Source organism: Mesorhizobium sp. WSM4847 (assembly GCF_055811335.1).
In genome coordinates this window covers 142,365-158,913 of sequence record NZ_JBVVPY010000007.1, presented here as the reverse complement: position 1 = coordinate 158,913, position 16,549 = coordinate 142,365, and the positions used below count along the sequence as shown (strand labels likewise).

Below are 16,549 nucleotides of genomic sequence, written 5' to 3'. Positions count from 1 at the left end.
CGTTTCTCGTCATTGCGTGATCGGATTATCGTGTTCGTCGATCAGCGGCACATCGTAGTCCAGCAGGATCCTGGTGATCTCCGCCTGGTTTTCCCTGATCACCCGGTTGAGCGTCCGCTTCCATTCCTGGTCGGATGGACGCACGCCCATGGTGATGCGGTATGACATGCGCGAGCCGGTCTTTTCCTTCACCAGCGGAACGATCGTGAGATCGGCGCCGAGTTGCTTGGCGTAGTAGCCTGCCATCGGTCCCCACATGACCGCCGCATCGATCTTGCCGGCGAGCATGTCCTTGATCATGACTCCCCCCATGGAGGGGGTGAGGCGGGTATCCACCGCCAGCGGATAGATCTTTGCCGTTCGCATGAGCTTGTTGGCGGCCATGTTGGCAGTCGGCGGTGTGCTTTCGACGACGCCGATCCTCTTGCCAGTGAGTTTCGGATCCTCGATGGTCTCGACGCCTTCCATGCCGTTGCCCTTCGGGTGCACCAACACATAGGACGAGCGATAGTAAGCGTTGGTGTTCTGCACCAGTTCATCGCCCTGGGCATAGCCCATGATGATGTCGCATCGGTTGGCCGCCAGCGTGTTGCGCACAAAGCCGGCGACAAGAGGAAACCATGTATAGGCGACGGACTTTCGGCCGGTTTTCGCGGCGACCAGGTCGGCCAGCCGGTTTTCGAAGCCTTCGCCGCTCTCGTCGGTGAACGGCATGTTCGAAGGATCGGCGCAGACGCGCAGAATTTCTGGGTCGACCAGTTCGCCCGCGGCACCAAGGCCGGCGTCCTGCGCCTGGGCGTTCGCAAGCAGCAAGGCGAGTGCGCCGAGCATCGGCAGGACAAAACACAGCTTCAACGCGTCACGGCCAATCATATCATCCACCCATACAGGATGCTTCGGCATCCTTCGCTGCCTGTGGCTTGTCTGCTTTCTTCGGCGGCCTGCCGCGCGGCGCCGCACCGTCAGCACGGGCACGCAGATAGACGTAGAGATCATCCATGTAGCAATAGACGTTCTTGTTGTCGCCAAAGGCAGGCATGACATTTTCCTTGCCGCCGCCGACATTCTTGCGGCCCTCGGCGACGATCGAGATGAAGGTGGCGTAATCCATTGTTTTCAGGCTGTTGAGCAGGGCCGGCGCATAGCTCGAACCGGTGCCGTCCGGTCCGTGACAGACATGGCAATCGGAGTGATAGCGGCGGTAACCGCTGAACGTGTACCAGTCGACGGCTCCGTTTTCGATCTTGAAGGTCGGATTTCCCTCCGCGTCGAAATGCTTGCCGCCTTCTTCCGTCACTGCCTTGGCTTTTTCAGCGCTGTCCTGGGCATGCGCGAGGCTTGAACTTGCCAGAGGCAGCGCCAGGGCGAGAGCGGAAATTACAATGCGAACGGACATTCAGCTACTTCCTTGATTTCTTGATTTCGCCTGCACACGGTTTTGCTGTCGTGAAGCGGCATGGATCGATGTGGGTGCGCGGCGAAATTGAGAGCCCGGTCCTGGCTTCCCGGTGATCCGGGCTCTCGCTTTTCAAGCCTTGGTCTTCTCAAAAAACCGAGGCGTGCCTATGGTTCCCGTGTTTCAGTCGTTCCCGTTTTTATCAGTCCGGGAGACCGAAGACGGTGAGCTGGCCGCCCAGCGTCGTGTAGTCGGCAAGTGCTGCGTAGCCACCGACCGCGCCCAGACCAGCAGTCCCAACGACCGCAGCCTCGTCGCCTTGCGCACGGCCCTGATCGACGGCGCCATGCCAGGCAGCGGCGTTGTCGGGCGAAAGCAGTCCGCCTGCCAGACCGATACCGGCCCATCCACCGACGCCGGACAGAACGGCGATGTATTGCTTGCCGCCATGCTCGTAGGCCGTGATGTTGCCGATGATGCCGGACGGGGTCTTGAACTTGTAGAGTTCATTGCCGTCATGATCGACTGCCTTGATGTAGCCCTCGAGCGTGCCGTAGAAGACCACGTCGCCTTCGGTCGCCAGCGCGCCCGACCAGACCGAGAATTTCTCGGGCTTGGACCAGACGATCTCGCCCTTGGCAGCATCCCAGGCAATGAAGTTGCCCATGTGGTCGGCTCCAGGGGGAGGATACATCGACACGGTGGCGCCCACGTAAGGCTGACCGGCGGTGTAGCTCACCTTGTAGGGCTCATAGTCCATGCAGACATGGTTTGTCGGCACGTAGAACAGACCGGTCTTCGGCGAATAGGTCGCCGGCTGCTGGTCCTTGGTTCCAAGCGCGGCCGGGCAGATGCCCGTCGAGTTGGTGTCTTCGCCGTTCTGCTGGGTCGAATATTTGGCCACCACCTGCGGGCGGCCGTACTGGTCGCTGCTGGGGTCCATGTTGACTTCCGTCGCCCAGTTCACCGCCGGATCGTATTTCTTGGCGACGAGAAGCTCGCCATTGGCGCGATCCATCGTGTAGGCAAAGCCATTGCGGTCGAAATGCACCAGCACATCGCGCTTGGCGCCCTTGATGTCCATGCCGTCGACAAGGATCATCTCGTTGACGCCGTCATAATCCCACTCGTCATGCGGGGTCATCTGGTAAAGCCACTTGGCCATCCCGGTATCCGCATCGCGAGCCATGATCGTCATCGACCAGCGATTGTCGCCCGGCCTCTGGACCGGGTTCCAGGTCGATGGATTGCCGGTGCCGTAGTAGATCAGGTTAAGCTTGGGATCATAGGCGTACCATCCCCAAGTCGTGCCGCCACCGGTCTTCCACTGCTCGCCTTCCCAGGTGTTCGTGCCCGAGTCCGCGCCGACCGGTTTGCCGAGATGGGTGGTCTTTTCGGGATCGATCAGGGTTTCTGCATCGGGTCCCGTCGAATAGGCCCGCCAGGCAAGCTTGCCATCCGAAAGATTGTAGGCCGAGAGGTGGCCGCGAACACCATATTCGGCGCCGGAGATGCCGACGATAACCCTGTCCTTGACGACCACAGGCGCCGACGTGCCGGATTCGCCCTTTCCGCCGTCGATCTGATCGCCGTTCTTGACCGTCCAGACGACTTTGCCGGACTTGGCATCGAGCGCCACGACGGTGGTGTCGGCCTGGTTGAGGATGATCTTGCCGTCACCATAGGCAACGCCACGGTTGACCGTGTCGCAGCACATGATGCCAATAACATTCGGGTCTTGCTTGGGCTCGTATTTCCAGAGGATCTTTCCGTCATTCTTGAGATCGAGAGCATAGACGGTGTTGGGGAACGGCGCGTGGACATACATCACATCGCCGATGACCAGCGGCCCGCCTTCATGGCCGCGCAGCACGCCAGTGGAGAAGGTCCACTTGACCTGCAGGTTCTTCACATTGTCCTTGGTGATCTGGTTGAGCTTGGAAAAGCGGGTGTTGGCGTAGTCACCCGTCTGCATCACCCAGTCCTTGGGATTCTCGGCCATTTTCATCAGTTCTTCATTGGCCGACGTCATGTGGACCGCGCCGAACGACATGAGCGCCGCGGTCGTTAGTAGGTAGGCAGTTTTCGCTAATACACGCATCAAAGTCCTCCCAGGGTGCACAATGACGAATCGTCCGTTGAGCCCACCAGGGCTTGCCCAAGCGATTCATGTGGGGGAAGTATTTCCGGCAGCGTGTCACGACCTAAGCCGAATGAGCAGAGGGCACCGTTACTGCCCATCCCACCTGGCCTACGAAAGACTGTCGCCGCTCCCTAATTGACGGTGACGCCCTTGAAGCCGGAAACAGGATGAAGCTATGTCATCCCCAGAAGGAAGGCAAGAAAAATCACTTCCATCTATGTTGCACTGCAATATAGAGAAATAGATATGAAAAAATCCGGACTGAAAGCTATTGATCGACTGTGGATGAAGCGAGATTTATATAAGTGGTTAAATTTTACGTATTTTTTGGGCAAAATGTATTGATTTTTATTTGGGAATATTCGCTGGATCGTATGATTTTAAGTATGCGCGCGTCGCTCCCTCTGGCGATAGTGGAGGAGACCTGAAATCAAGCTCAGCGCCAGGATTCGGAGCCGATGTTCGTGCTGTCGGGGAGGCCTTTTGCCGGCCGGGACGGCCCTGTCCTTTGGTACTATATGGCCTGCATGAGAACTTGACGGGCGTGGCGACAGGAGGCCAACTGGTGCGGTGATCCGTCTCGATCCATTGGGCTCGATCTGTCACGTTCCGGGCCAATCGGAGGTTCCCCATGATCAGATATGTCGGCTTTTCGAGCTTGCCGCTGTTGCTCACGTCGGCCCTGGCCTTCGCCAATCCGGCCGGCGCCGCCTCAGATTATCCGACGGTGACGGTTGTCGACTATGTGCTCGGCTGCATGCAGACGAATGGCCAGACACGTCGGGCGCTGGAGAGCTGTTCCTGCTCGATCGACGTCATCGCCTCGATCCTTCCCTTCGAGGACTATGAAAGGGCCGAGACCTTCAAGAGTATGTCCCTGACGACAGGGGAGCGTTCGGGACTGTTCCGCGAAAGCGCGCCGGCAAAAGCCGCAAGCACGGGACTGAAGCGCGCGCAGGCGGAAGCCGACGTGCGCTGCTTTTAGACGCCGTGTAAGACCGCCGACGGCGGCTGCATACGGTTTCGAGGCTTCAAAGCCCCGTAGCCTCCAGCGGCCATTGATTGCGAAATACCTTGCCGTCCGTATCGATCGCTTCGACCTGGATCTGTCCAGTGCCGTGCGCGGTGAAATCGAACCGGAAATTGGGATCTTCCGAAATCGATATCCCCCCTTCCATCGACAGGATCAGCCGGTCTGCCTGCGAGACCGACAGTTTCTGAACGAAATGCGCGGGGATGAAATACTGGGTCAAGGGGTTGCGCTGCAGGCCCGAATTGTTCGGGTGGCGGATCATCAGCTGCAATTCCTGCGCCTTTGTCATCGTCTCTTGCGGCGGGAATTGGCGCAGCTTCATCTGCCCCATCGTTGCCATCGCTTCGTCCTGGTTCTTGAGCGCCGGGGCGGAGCATCCGCCTGACGCCTTGACGAAGGTCTGGGCCATGTGAAGCTCGCCGCTCTGCGTCTCTGCTATGGCACGCAGATAGGAATAGTCGTCGACGCGCACGCGCGTCGACAGATGTGTCACGCCGGCGTCCTTGCCGATCTCGAACGTCGCCGCCACCGGCGCTGGATTGACGTCGATGATCAAGGTGACGGATTTGATGCCGGCGGGCGCCTTGGCCGGGTCGATATAGATGTCGACGGGCACGATGGCGGCATCCTGCGCCCGCTTCGGCGCCTCGATCCTGACGACGCCGGTATCGACCAGAATTGCCCGATCGCCAAACACGTCGCCTTTCAGATCCTGCCAGATCCTGTCCGAAGAGGCGGTTGTCTGCTGGGCGTTGGCGGCGCCGGAGGCGCCAAAGAGCGCGCCGATGGCCAGGGTGATCGCAGCGAAGATGGCTGCGAGCGGCAAGCCGAGCTGCCGGCTCCGGTAAGCGTGGTTCTGCATTTCGATGCCTCCACCAATGTCAGAGAGGTGGTGCCCAGGCCGATGTCGAGCATAGACCCTTGACGATGGGTTTGGCAAATCGATCCACAGCGCTTGTCGCTGTGATCTATTCCCATTCGAGTTCGGCAAAGGCGGCCGTTGCATTGCGCTCGTTGTAGTCGTCGAACAGATGCCAATTGCCCCGTTCGCTTGCGCCGGCGGTCTTGACGGCGTCGCGGAGCGGGGTCCCGTCGGCGATCGCCTTGCGAATATCGCGCGCCAGAATTTCGAAATAGCGGCGCTCTCCCGTCAGCGCCGCCGGCCAGTCGGCCGGCACCGGGCCATGACCCGGCACGACGCGCGTGGCGCCAATCGCGGCGAGCCCATCCATCTGGCGGAGCCAGCCAAGCAGCGATCCGTCGAGCGTCGGCAAGGAACCGATGAAAACCAGATCGCCGGCAAACAGTGTGCGGGTCGCGCTATCGAAGACGGTCAGGTCGTTGTCGGTGTGAGCCGCCTTCCATGCCTGCAATTCGAGCACGCGTCCGCCAAGGTCGAGCTGCAGGCGATCGTCGACCAGCATCGTCGGCGGTATGATCTCGATCCCTTTGATAAGCGCGTCGCCGATCTGTTCGCGAAAGCTCTGCAGGTAGAAGGCGCCGCGCGCCTCGAGGGCACGCGGCAGATTGTGGTGGCCGACGATGGTGGCGCCGATCTGCCGGAACGCCGCGTTGCCGAAGACATGGTCGGGGTGCATATGGGTGTTGATCAGGTAGCGAACCGGCTTGGCGCTTATCTTGCCGATCGCGGCGATGAGGGCGTTCGCCTCGATCAGGCTGCCGCCGCTGTCGATGACGGCGACGGCGTCGGCGCCGACGACGACGCCGAGGTTGGAGATCGCGCCCTGGTTGGTTGCGCTCATCAATTCATCGACGCCCTGGAAAGCGAAGACGCCGTCGGCGACTTTCCTGAGCTTGAATTCAAGGCCGTAGGCTGCGGCGAGAGCGGCCCGCCCGAGGCAACAGGGCAGCATCGCGGCGCTGACCGCGGTGCAGGCGAAGCCGTTCACAAGCTTGCGTCGTATCCTGTCGATCGGCATGGCTTCCTCCCAATTCCGAACTGTAAGGCGATCAGGCCACGCCCGGAAATTTTTGCTGGAACGACCGCAAAAGGTCGCTCATCACCTGTGGATTGCGGTAGTGCCGCGGCAGCCTTACGTCGAACATGCCGAGCACATGCGCCGGCCGTTGCGCGAGCACGATGATGCGGTCCGACAGCATCAACGCCTCGCGCAGATTGTGGGTTACCATCAGGGCGGTCGTGGGCCGCGCCGACCACACGGTCAAAAGCAGGTGCCGAAGCCGCTCGGCGGTCCGTTCGTCGAGTGAGGCAAAGGGTTCGTCCAGGAACAGCACCGCCGGTTCGGTGGCGAAGGCCCTGGCAAGCGCTGCCCTGCGTGCAAGGCCGAGCGAAAGCTCGGCCGGATAGAGCGAGCGCATGCCGGCGAGGCCGAGCGTGTCGAACAGCCCGTCGAGGTTCTTCGTTCTCAGGCTTTTCGGCAGCGCCAGCCTGACATTCTGCTCCACCGTCCGCCACGGCAGCAAGACCGGCTCCTGGAACACGGCGGCGATCCGGTCGGAGCCGCCTTCAGGCAGTTGGAACGAGCCGGAAAAGTCCTTGTCCAACCCAAGCAGGATGCGCAGCGTCGTGGTCTTGCCGCAGCCGGACGGCCCCAGCAGGCAGGCGAATTCGCCTTGCCGGACCTCGAAGGAAAGGTCCTGGAGCGCCGTGATCGAGACGCCTTGCGCGGACCTGAAAGTCTTTTCGGCGATGTCGACCCTAAGCGGGACGACGGCGCCAACGGGTTGCATGTCGTTCAACGGGCTGCACCAGAAAGAGTTCGATGACAAGCATCACCGCCACGAAAGCCAGGGTGTAGGCAAGTATAGCGGCGACGTCGAAGAGCTGGAAATAAAGATAGATCTGGAAGCCGACGCCGTTGGAGCGGCCGATCAGCTCGACCACCAGGACGATCTTCCAGATGAGAGCGATGCCGGATCGTGAGGCGGCGGCAAGATAGGGCTGCAGTTGCGGCAGCAGGACATGGCGGGCGCGGTCGAGGAGACCGAAGCGGTAGACGGCGGCCATTTCGGCGTAACTCGGATCAAGCGCCCTGGCGCCCTCGCGCATCGTCACCACGACATTCGGGATCTTGTTGACGGCAACCGCGCCAATCGCCGCCGCTTCGTTGAGGCCGAACCAGATGTAGGCAAGCACTATGACCACCAGCGCGGGAATGTTGAGGAACAGAACCACCCAGGGAGCGAAGAACCGATCTGCGCGGCGGTGGCTGCCGAGGAGGACGCCGATGACCGAGCCAACAACCATCGCGACGACATATGCCGCGGCAACCCGGCCGAGCGTCGCGCCGAGATGGTAGAAAAGGTCGCCGTTCGCCGCCTCTGCGAGCAGCACCTGCCAGACCATCCTCGGCCCTGGAAAGGCACGGCTCGGCCAGGCATTTGCCGCAAGGCCCCACAGCAGGCCAAGCCCGAGCAGAGAGGCCGCCACCGTCAGCACCGGTGTCAGCGCCGCTGCCAGGCCGGCTTGGCTGGACATGCCGGCCGCAGCGCCAGGCGGGCGATCGCCGGTGTCAGGTGCGCTCATTGCGGGGGTACCTGCCAGAACGTGCCGGGCGCCATCTCCGGCGCGCGGCCGACCAGCTTTTCGCCGCCGATCTCGGCCAGCACACGATAGAGCTTTCCGGCGTCGGCCGCATCCTCGGCGACGGGGCGTCTGGGAATGCCCTCGCGATAGCGGTCACGCAGTCTTGCCAGTTCCTCGCCTTGCGCGCGGATATCAGGCGCAAGGCGCAGCCACTCGTCGTCGGATCTGGCCAGCAAGTCCTTGGACTGCGCCGAAGCCTTGATGAAGCCCCTGATAGCGTCCGGATGTTCGTTCGCCCATTTGTCATGAAAGACATAGCCGAGCGCCGATACGGCGCCCGAGGCACCGAGCGCTTTCGCCGCAGCATCGGCGCCGATCAGGCGACGAAAGCCGTTGGCCTCGAGCCGGGCGCAAAAATGCCAGAAATTGAGCACCGCATCGAGCTCGTCCTGCATCGCCTTTTCCGAAATCAGCGGCGGCGCGCCAAAGACGATGTCGCTGGTTGCCGCCAGGTCGAAGTCGTGATCGCGGCTGGCCAGCGCCTGGATCAGCAGCCAGCTTTTGTCGAGAGGTCCGCCGGCGACGCCGATCTTTTTTCCCCTGAGATCGGTGATCGTGCGGATCGGCGCTCCCTCCTTCACCATGATCGCCCCGACGGCGGTCGAATAGGGGACCAATGTGAGGTCGACGCCTTCGGAGCGCTGGCGCGAGACCCACAGCCAGTCGGAGACGATCATGTCGATCGCGCCGGCCAGCAAGGCGACGTTGGTTGCATCCTCGCCGGCGAAATCGACGACCTCCAGATCGATGCCGTTGGCTGTGTCGAACTTGTGGTGCTTCAGCGTGTCAAGCGCCCAGCTCACGGTGCCGAATTTCAGCACACCGATGCGAATCCTGTTCGTGGCGAAGGAGGGCTTTGGGACAAGTGCCGCGGCTGTTCCAAGAGCCGCCAGCCGGAGCGTTCCTCGACGCGAAATCATGATGATGTCTCCTCCCGGGGCCGTAACGGGCCGGGGCGCCGATCAGATCGCACGGTCTTTGTTCGGCAAAGCGCATTTCCAGCGCCTGACCTTGAGGGTCGGGTGTTCCTGCGACCATTTCGCGATTTCGGTGGGCGCCAGCATCATGCATTGGAACAGAGAGCCGCGGCTCTCGAAATAGAGATGTTCGTCTCGGCAATTGCCCGGATTGGCAATCAGGCAAACCGTCAATATGAGGTCGACCATATCCATTCAGCACCTCTTGCGCGCTTGAAGACGCCCGCTTTGACGAGTTCCGGCCCGATCCGCGAGCCTGGACAAAATCGCCAACTGCCGGAGTCCCGAGGTGCCCATGGAAAACCGGAATGGTTTGAGGCTACGCGCTCGCCCGATGGCCGTCAACGACGGGAATGGATTGGGTCTACCGGAGCCGAGCGCGCTCTGAACTTGGGGGGCGGCGATACCTGAAACAAAAAACCCGCCTCGATGCGGGTCATTGGCGCAGATCAGCGCAAAGACAATCGAGTCCGTTTGCGCTGCCCCTCATTGCCCTGCCGGGCATTTCTCCCCGTACAGTGACGGGGAGAAAGACGCCTTTGCAAAGGATTTCGCCAATCTCCAGCGTCGCAGAAAGGGCGCCGACGTTGCGGCCAGCCCCCTTCGCCCCGTCCCTATACGGGGAGAAGGTGCCGGCAGGCGGATGAGGGGCAGCGCCGTCGTCGACAGTCGCCAATACGACTTGGACGCGCTCCTTTGTCCGAAACGATTGCCTGGTGCGAACCGCTGCATGGTTGACATCGCTCATCTGCCGGGTAGCTTCCAGGATGCAGGCGTTGCAACTCCACAAGGGAGACGTTTTCGCTCTGCATTAAACGATGCATGCCGATGATCAGACAAAGGCATGCGCAAATCGTCCAGGGCACCTTGACGATCAATGAGGAAATGCCATGCGTGCAGTCGCATTTTTCGCCGTCGTGTCCGTTGCGACGTTTATTACAAACCAATCGCAGGCACAGGATGCCGCCGCGGGTGAGAAGGTCTTCGCCAAATGCAAGGCCTGCCATGTCGTCGACGAGGACAAGAACAAGATCGGTCCGTCGTTAAGCGGCGTTATCGGCCGGACGGCCGGCACGCATCCGGGGTTCAAATATTCCAAACCGATGGCCGAGGCGGGCAAATCCGGCGTCAAATGGGACGAAGCCACGCTGACGAATTATCTTCGCGACCCGAAGGGCATGATCAAAGGTACGAAGATGGCGTTCCCCGGTCTCAAGAAGGACGAGGATCTCGCCAACGTCATCGCCTATCTGAAGCAATACTCCAAATAACCCGGTTTTTCCGCAGGAAATAACCCGGTTCTTCCCCCGGAAGTAACCCGGTTCTTCCCCCGGACCCCGGAGTAACGCGACTTCGCCGGCCGTTCGCAAACTGCGTTCGGCCGGCGCCCGCACTGGTTGGCGCCGGTCAAGCGGCGTCTTGCAGCCTGCGCATGGCGGAAGGCAGATCGAGCAGGCCGTCGCAAACCAGGTCGGCGCCAAGCGCTTCAACGGCAATTTGGGTGTAGCCGCCACGCAGCAGGATAGCCGGCATGCCGGCGGCGCGGGCGGCGGCCACGTCGGCGCCGCTGTCTCCGACCATCAGCGCGTCACGAGGCTCGACCTGAAGCTGGTCGAGCGCCAGCAGCAGAGCGTCGGGCGCCGGTTTCAGGCAAGTCACGGCGTCTCCGCCGACGATCGCGCCGAGATGGTCCGTCAGCCCGAAATGCAGCAGGATTTCGCGAGCCGCCAGCTGCGGCTTGTTGGTCACCACGCCCATGGCTATTCCGCTCAAATGGAAGTGGGTGAGAACCTCCCTGACGCCGGGCATCAGCGTCGTCAGGCCGGTCAGATGTCTGCGGTAGATCGGCGCCATGGCACGGTTGGCCTCGTCGAGGGCGCTGCCGAGGAGCGGCGCGCCGGATGCCGCGAAGGCTCGCTCGACCAGTTTCCTGACGCCGCCGCCGATCATCGCCTTGACCTGTTCCAGGCGCAGCGGCGGCAGATCGCGACCAGCCAGCAATTCGTTGACCGCGGCGGTTATATCGGGCGCCGAATCGACCAGCGTGCCGTCGAGATCGAACAGGATCGCCTTCGGCGATCGAAACGGCCTACTCATGCCGACGTTCATGCGGCGTCCTTCCACTTGATCGAGCAGCCGATCGAAGCGATCTGGTCCCGCGGTCCGTCGCCGGTTCGGGCGATCTGTCTCATCGCCTCGAACAGGTCGCGTCTCAGTCCGGGCGGTCCGGCGTCGCGCCGCGCCGCGTCCAGCCGGCCGCGATATTGCAACGTCAATTCGCTGTTGAGCCCGAAGAAATCCGGAGTGCAAACGGCTCCATAGGCACGCGCCACCGTCTGGCGCTCGTCGTGGAGGTAGGGGAAAGTGAAGCCGTTCGCCTTGGCGAAGAGCTTCATGTTGTCGAAGGAATCATCCGGATAGGCGTCGGCATCGTTGGCGTTGATCGCGACAAAGCCGATGCCTTCGGGCTTGAGGTAGTTGGCATCGCGGACGATGCGGGAAATCACCGCCTTCACGTAAGGGCAGTGGTTGCAGATGAAGGCCACCACCAGCCCGTTCGGGCCGGCGTGGCTGAAGATCGAATGCGATTTGCCGTCGACACCGGGCAAGACGGCATCGCTGGCTGGCCAGCCGAAATCGCAGACAGGTGGGATTGCCCCCATGTCGTCCTCCGATGAAATGGTTTACGCGGCTTTCCGGATCGCGCCGTCGGCTGCCTGCCTGATGGCGCCGATATTGGCGCGATAGGCCGCCTCGCTGCCGCCCTTGAAGATAGCCGAGCCGGCGACCAGCACATTGGCGCCGGCCGCGGTGACCAGCGGGGCGGTCTCGGGGGTGACGCCGCCGTCGATCTCGATGTCGATCGGGCGATTGCCGATCAGCGCCTTGACCCGCCTGACCTTGTCGACGACCGCCGGAATGAAAGCCTGGCCGCCGAAACCCGGATTGACCGTCATCAGAAGCACCAGATCGAGCCGGTCGAGCACATATTCGATGACGCTTTCCGGCGTCGACGGGTTCAGCGACACGCCGGCCTTCTTGCCGAGATTCCTGATCGCCTGCAGCGAACGGTCGAGATGCGGCCCGGCCTCGGCGTGCACGGTGATGATGTCGCAGCCGGCATCGGCGAAGGCGGCGAGATAGGCGTCGGCCGGCGAGATCATTAGATGGCAGTCGAAGACCTTGTCGGTTCGGTCACGAATCGCCTTGATCACCGGTGGACCGAAGGTGATGTTAGGCACGAAATGGCCGTCCATCACGTCGAGATGGATCCAGTCGGCGCCCGCCCGGACGACTGCTTCGACCTCGTCGCCAAGCCGCGAGAAATCCGCAGAAAGCACCGAGGGGGCGATGATTGTCTTGGTACCCATGGTCGGCTCCCATTCTGTCTTGCGTTCGATCGCTGCACGCCAAATCGGCGTCTTGTCAGCGCGCCTTCGTCTCCGGTTCGCCTTCGAGCTTGCCTTCTGCGAAAACGCGGCTGCCGCGAATATCGGATTCCTCAATGGTGATAAGGTCGGTCTTCGTCAACACCCGGTCTCGCGACGTGAAAAGCCGGTTGGCCTGGCGAAGCCGCGCCCGGTCGAGCCCATTGCGGACCGAGCGAGCGTTGGAGAAATGCGGCAGCCGCATGCGGATCGGCAGATACTCTTCGAGCGCCTTGGCCGCCGCCTCGCTGAGACGGTAATTCTGTTCCGCCAGCATGATCTCGGCGATCGATTTGAGCTCGCCGACGCCGTAGTCGGGAAAATCGAGGTGGTGGGCGATGCGCGAGCGCATGCCGGGATTGCTGTTGAAGAAGCGGTCCATCTTGTCCTTGTAACCGGCAAGAATCACAACCAGATCGTCACGGTTGTTTTCCATGCATTGCAGCAGGATCTCGATCGATTCCTGGCCGTAGTCACGTTCGTTCTCGGGCTTGTAGAGATAGTAGGCCTCGTCGATGAAAAGCACCCCGCCCATGGCGCGCTTGATCACTTCGCGGGTTTTGGGCGCGGTGTGGCCGACATACTGGCCGACGAGATCGTCTCGCGTCACTGCGACCATGTGGCCTTCGCGGACATAGCCGAGACGATGCAGGATTTCGGCCATCCTGAGCGCCACGGTGGTTTTCCCGGTACCGGGATTTCCAGTGAAGTTCATGTGCAGCGTCGGCGCGCCCGAGGTCAGGCCGAACTTGCGGCGAAGCCGGTCGACCAGGAGCAGCGCCGCGATCTCGCGGATGCGGGTCTTGATGGGCTTCAGGCCAACGAGTTCGCGGTCGAGCTTGCCCAGCACCTCATCGATGTTGGACGCCTCGAACTCGGCCTGCAGATCGACCGATTCGTCCGGCGCGGCAGTGCCCTTTGCTATCGCGTCCAGCATGGTTTCGGCTAGCTCCGCTCGCCTTCGGGCCTGTCGGTCGCATATGGCACGATCGAATAGCCCTGGCTGCGGCCGTCGCGCTCCTGGCGCAGCAGCCGGAACCCGGGTTCGTTGGGCGGCCGGTTGACGATGAACGACATACGCGGCGCTTCCCAGCCCTTGCTCGAATCGAAGGCGGTGACCCGGACATACATGTTGGGCATGGCTTTCCGGCAATTGTTGACTTCAAGCAGGATGCCCGCCGGGTCCTTCAGGTCGAACATCGGGTTGCCGTACATTTCCCAATAGGTGTTTCGCGGATGCGGATCGTCAGTGTACTCGACGCTGACCGCCCAGTGGTTTTTCAAAGCATACTTGATCTGCGCCGAAATCTGCTCATCGGTCAGGTCGGGCAGGAACGAAAACTGTCCCTGCGTGACCTTGTTTCCCGGATTGGTCATCATGGCGACGGTTCCTTTCGTCTAGAAGCTGGGCGTTGCGGTTGGCACGAAGTCGGCCGTGTCGGTCGATTCGTAGTTGAAGGTGACGTCCTTCCAGGTCTCCAGGGCCGCCTTCAGTGGCGTGCACCATCTGGCCGCCTGTTCGAGGATTTTGGTGCCTTCGCGCAGATAGTCGCGGCCCTCGTTGCGGGCGAGGATCATCGCCTCCAACGCGACGCGATTGGCCGTCGCGCCGGCCTGGATGCCGTCCGGATGGCCGATCGTGCCGCCGCCGAACTGCAGGACGACGTCCTCGCCGAGATAATGGATCAGCTGGTGCATCTGGCCGGCATGGATGCCGCCCGAGGCGACGGGCATCACCTTGTTGAGCGAGGCCCAGTCCTGGTCGAAGAACAGCCCGGTTTCGAGGTTCTGCGGCGTGCGCTCCTCGCGCAGCGTGTCATAGAAACCCTTGATCATCAGCGGGTCGCCTTCCAGCTTGCCGACAACGGTACCGGCATGGATGTGGTCGACGCCGGCCATCCGCATCCATTTGCAGATGACGCGAAAATTCATGCCGTGGTTCTTCTGGCGCGAATAGGTCGAGTTGCCGGCGCGGTGCAGGTGCAGGATCATGTCGTTGCGGCGTGCCCATTTGGCCATCGACTGGATCGCCGTGTAGCCGATGACCAGGTCGATCATGACGATGCAGGAGCCAAGCTGTTTTGCGAATTCGGCGCGCTCGTACATCTCCTCCATCGTGCCGGCGGTGACGTTGAGATAATGGCCCTTGACTTCGCCGGTGGCGGCCGACGCCTTGTTCACGGCCTCCATGCAGTAGAGGAAGCGGTCGCGCCAGTGCATGAAGGGCTGCGAGTTGATGTTCTCGTCGTCCTTGACGAAGTCGAGGCCACCCTTCAGCGCCTCGTAGACGACGCGGCCATAGTTGCGGCCTGACAGGCCAAGCTTCGGCTTCGTCGTCGCGCCGAGCAGCGGCCGGCCGAACTTGTCGAGCCGCTCGCGTTCCACCACGATGCCGGTCGCCGGGCCCTGGAAGGTTTTCAGGTAAGCCACCGGGATGCGCATGTCCTCGAGCCGCAAGGCCTTGACTGCCTTGAAGCCGAACACGTTGCCGATGATCGATGCAGTCAGGTTGGCGATTGACCCCGGTTCGAACAGGTCGAGGTCGTAGGCGATGTAGGCGAAGTACTGCTGCTCGGTCTTGGTGCCGGGACCGGTGTTCGGCACCGGCTCGGATCTGAACGCCTTGGCGCGGTAGAGCTCGCAGGCGGTCAGCCTGTCGGTCCACACCACCGTCCATGTCGCGGTGGAGGATTCACCGGCGATGGCGGCCGCCGCCTCCTCGTGGTCGACGCCTGGCTGCGGCGTGATCCGAAACATGGCGATCAGGTCGGTCTCCTTGGGCCGGTAGTCCGGCTCCCAGTAGCCCATCTTCTTGTAGGGGATGACGCCCGACTTGTAGCGTTCCTTGCCTTCCTTGAGCGTGCCAGCTGACGGCATGTCGATCTTGTTCATGACAGGTCTCCTGTTTGCCGCTCAGGCGGCTTTCGCGGTTGCGATTTGCGGGTCGAGTTTTCCCGCGGCGTAACGTTTGGCCATCTCGTCCATGGCGATAACTTTGATCTTCGAGGCGTTGCCGGCGGTGCCGAAGCGCTCGAAGCGATCGCGGCAAAGGTCGCGCAGGGCATCCATGGCGGGTTTCAGGAATTTGCGCGGATCGAATTCGCGCGGGTCTTCCGTCGCGACGCGGCGGAACTGCCCGGCCATGGCCATGCGGCAATCGGTGTCGATGTTGACCTTGCGCACGCCGTAACGGATGCCGCGCTCGATCTCCTCGACCGGAACGCCAAAGGTCTGGGGCATCTCGCCGCCATATCGGTTGATGACGTCCTGCAGTTCCTGCGGCACCGAGGAAGAGCCATGCATGACCAGATGCGTGTTGGGCAGCTTTTCGTGGATCGCCTCGATCACCTGCATGGCGAGGATGCCGCCGTCGGGCTTGCGGCTGAATTTGTAGGCGCCGTGCGAGGTGCCGCAGGCGATCGCCAGCGCGTCGACCCGGGTGGCGGTGACGAAGTCGACCGCCTGATCGGGATCGGTCAAAAGCTGGTCGTGGGAAAGCGCACCTTCGGCGCCATGCCCGTCCTCGGCCTCGCCCTGGCCGGTTTCCAGCGAGCCGAGCACGCCAAGCTCGCCTTCGACGGAAGCGCCGACCCAATGCGCCATGCGTGCGACACGTTCGGTGATGGCGACGTTGTAGTCATAGCTTGCCGGCGTCTTGGCGTCCGCCATCAACGAGCCGTCCATCATCACCGAGGTGAAGCCGTGGCGGATCGCCGAAAGGCAGGTGGCTTCGTTGTTGCCGTGGTCCTGATGAATGCAGAGCGGAATGGCCGGATGCATTTCGGTCAACGCCTCCATCATCTTGGCCAGCATGATGTCGTTGGCATAGGAGCGGGCGCCGCGCGAGGCCTGGATGATGACCGGCGCGTCACAGGCCCTGGCCGCCTCCATGATGGCAAGGCCCTGTTCCATGTTGTTGATGTTGAATGCCGGAACGCCGTAGCCGTGCTCGGCGGCATGGTCGAGAAGCTGGCGAAGGGTGATGCGGGCCATTTTTGGGGTCC

The 16,549-nt window shown here is 61.9% G+C and carries 18 protein-coding genes; 2 read left to right on the top strand and 16 right to left on the bottom strand.

Annotated elements, in window-relative coordinates:
* Window positions 1-9 precede the first annotated feature (9 nt).
* The 3 genes from AC0L28_RS12560 to AC0L28_RS12550 all read right to left on the bottom strand — a co-directional run bounded on the left by AC0L28_RS12560 (window position 10) and on the right by AC0L28_RS12550 (window position 3,497).
* Entirely contained in the window at window positions 10-873 is an 864-nt protein-coding gene (locus AC0L28_RS12560) for a quinoprotein dehydrogenase-associated putative ABC transporter substrate-binding protein (protein ID WP_473477700.1), read from the bottom strand.
* A 1-nt stretch (window position 874) separates the two neighbouring features.
* Window positions 875-1,396, bottom strand: coding sequence for a c-type cytochrome, methanol metabolism-related (locus tag AC0L28_RS12555; RefSeq protein ID WP_023797676.1), 522 nt, complete (start codon window positions 1,394-1,396; stop codon window positions 875-877).
* Between the two features lie 202 nt (window positions 1,397-1,598).
* Entirely contained in the window at window positions 1,599-3,497 is a 1,899-nt protein-coding gene (locus AC0L28_RS12550; RefSeq protein WP_473477697.1) for a methanol/ethanol family PQQ-dependent dehydrogenase, read from the bottom strand.
* Window positions 3,498-4,170: 673 nt separating this feature from the next.
* Between AC0L28_RS12550 and AC0L28_RS12545 the strand changes: the two genes are divergently transcribed.
* The gene (locus tag AC0L28_RS12545) at window positions 4,171-4,524 is read left to right on the top strand and encodes a hypothetical protein (RefSeq protein WP_023797678.1); all 354 of its coding nucleotides are present in this window, start codon (window positions 4,171-4,173) and stop codon (window positions 4,522-4,524) included.
* 46 nt (window positions 4,525-4,570) lie between these two features.
* On the opposite strand, the gene AC0L28_RS12540 is transcribed toward AC0L28_RS12545, so the two are convergent.
* The 6 genes from AC0L28_RS12540 to AC0L28_RS12515 form a co-directional block, all read right to left on the bottom strand.
* The gene (locus tag AC0L28_RS12540; RefSeq protein WP_473477694.1) at window positions 4,571-5,434 is read right to left on the bottom strand and encodes a quinoprotein dehydrogenase-associated SoxYZ-like carrier; all 864 of its coding nucleotides are present in this window, start codon (window positions 5,432-5,434) and stop codon (window positions 4,571-4,573) included.
* Between the two features lie 106 nt (window positions 5,435-5,540).
* Window positions 5,541-6,512, bottom strand: coding sequence for a quinoprotein relay system zinc metallohydrolase 2 (locus AC0L28_RS12535; protein ID WP_473477691.1), 972 nt, complete (start codon window positions 6,510-6,512; stop codon window positions 5,541-5,543).
* A gap of 31 nt (window positions 6,513-6,543) precedes the next feature.
* Window positions 6,544-7,284: an ABC transporter ATP-binding protein gene (locus AC0L28_RS12530; protein ID WP_128173417.1), complete on the bottom strand. Its 741-nt coding sequence runs from the start codon at window positions 7,282-7,284 to the stop codon at window positions 6,544-6,546.
* Window positions 7,253-8,032 carry an ABC transporter permease gene (locus tag AC0L28_RS12525; protein WP_473477933.1) on the bottom strand — a complete coding sequence of 260 codons (780 nt, stop codon included), beginning with the start codon at window positions 8,030-8,032 and terminating at the stop codon, window positions 7,253-7,255. The genes AC0L28_RS12530 and AC0L28_RS12525 overlap by 32 nt, the downstream gene beginning before the upstream one ends.
* Window positions 8,033-8,076: 44 nt before the next feature.
* Window positions 8,077-9,063 carry an ABC transporter substrate-binding protein gene (locus AC0L28_RS12520; protein ID WP_473477931.1) on the bottom strand — a complete coding sequence of 329 codons (987 nt, stop codon included), beginning with the start codon at window positions 9,061-9,063 and terminating at the stop codon, window positions 8,077-8,079.
* Between the two features lie 39 nt (window positions 9,064-9,102).
* Entirely contained in the window at window positions 9,103-9,312 is a 210-nt protein-coding gene (locus AC0L28_RS12515) for a hypothetical protein (protein WP_473477687.1), read from the bottom strand.
* A 695-nt stretch (window positions 9,313-10,007) separates the two neighbouring features.
* Here AC0L28_RS12515 and AC0L28_RS12510 point away from each other — a divergent pair.
* The gene (locus tag AC0L28_RS12510) at window positions 10,008-10,388 is read left to right on the top strand and encodes a c-type cytochrome (RefSeq protein WP_027151302.1); all 381 of its coding nucleotides are present in this window, start codon (window positions 10,008-10,010) and stop codon (window positions 10,386-10,388) included.
* 136 nt (window positions 10,389-10,524) lie between these two features.
* Here AC0L28_RS12510 and gph read toward each other — a convergent pair whose 3' ends face one another.
* Genes gph through fba form a run of 7 tightly spaced genes read right to left on the bottom strand, consistent with a single transcriptional unit; the run spans window position 10,525 to window position 16,538 of the window.
* A complete protein-coding gene (gene gph / locus AC0L28_RS12505; protein ID WP_287174774.1) occupies window positions 10,525-11,214 on the bottom strand; it encodes a phosphoglycolate phosphatase in 690 nt (229 codons plus the stop codon).
* 8 nt (window positions 11,215-11,222) lie between these two features.
* Window positions 11,223-11,780 (bottom strand): thioredoxin family protein, encoded by a 558-nt coding sequence (locus tag AC0L28_RS12500; protein WP_473477685.1) that lies wholly within the window; start codon window positions 11,778-11,780, stop codon window positions 11,223-11,225.
* Window positions 11,781-11,801: 21 nt separating this feature from the next.
* Window positions 11,802-12,488, bottom strand: coding sequence for a ribulose-phosphate 3-epimerase (gene rpe, locus AC0L28_RS12495; RefSeq protein ID WP_128173343.1), 687 nt, complete (start codon window positions 12,486-12,488; stop codon window positions 11,802-11,804).
* A gap of 55 nt (window positions 12,489-12,543) precedes the next feature.
* Window positions 12,544-13,482 carry a CbbX protein gene (gene cbbX, locus AC0L28_RS12490; RefSeq protein WP_027151306.1) on the bottom strand — a complete coding sequence of 313 codons (939 nt, stop codon included), beginning with the start codon at window positions 13,480-13,482 and terminating at the stop codon, window positions 12,544-12,546.
* Window positions 13,483-13,490: 8 nt separating this feature from the next.
* Complete coding sequence (locus AC0L28_RS12485) at window positions 13,491-13,925, bottom strand: ribulose bisphosphate carboxylase small subunit (protein ID WP_023797690.1); 435 nt, start codon at window positions 13,923-13,925, stop codon at window positions 13,491-13,493.
* Between the two features lie 18 nt (window positions 13,926-13,943).
* Entirely contained in the window at window positions 13,944-15,437 is a 1,494-nt protein-coding gene (locus AC0L28_RS12480) for a ribulose-bisphosphate carboxylase large subunit (protein ID WP_023797691.1), read from the bottom strand.
* Between the two features lie 21 nt (window positions 15,438-15,458).
* On the bottom strand, window positions 15,459-16,538 hold the full coding sequence (fba, locus tag AC0L28_RS12475; protein WP_287225677.1) for a class II fructose-bisphosphate aldolase: 1,080 nt from the start codon (window positions 16,536-16,538) through the stop codon (window positions 15,459-15,461).
* Window positions 16,539-16,549 lie beyond the last annotated feature (11 nt).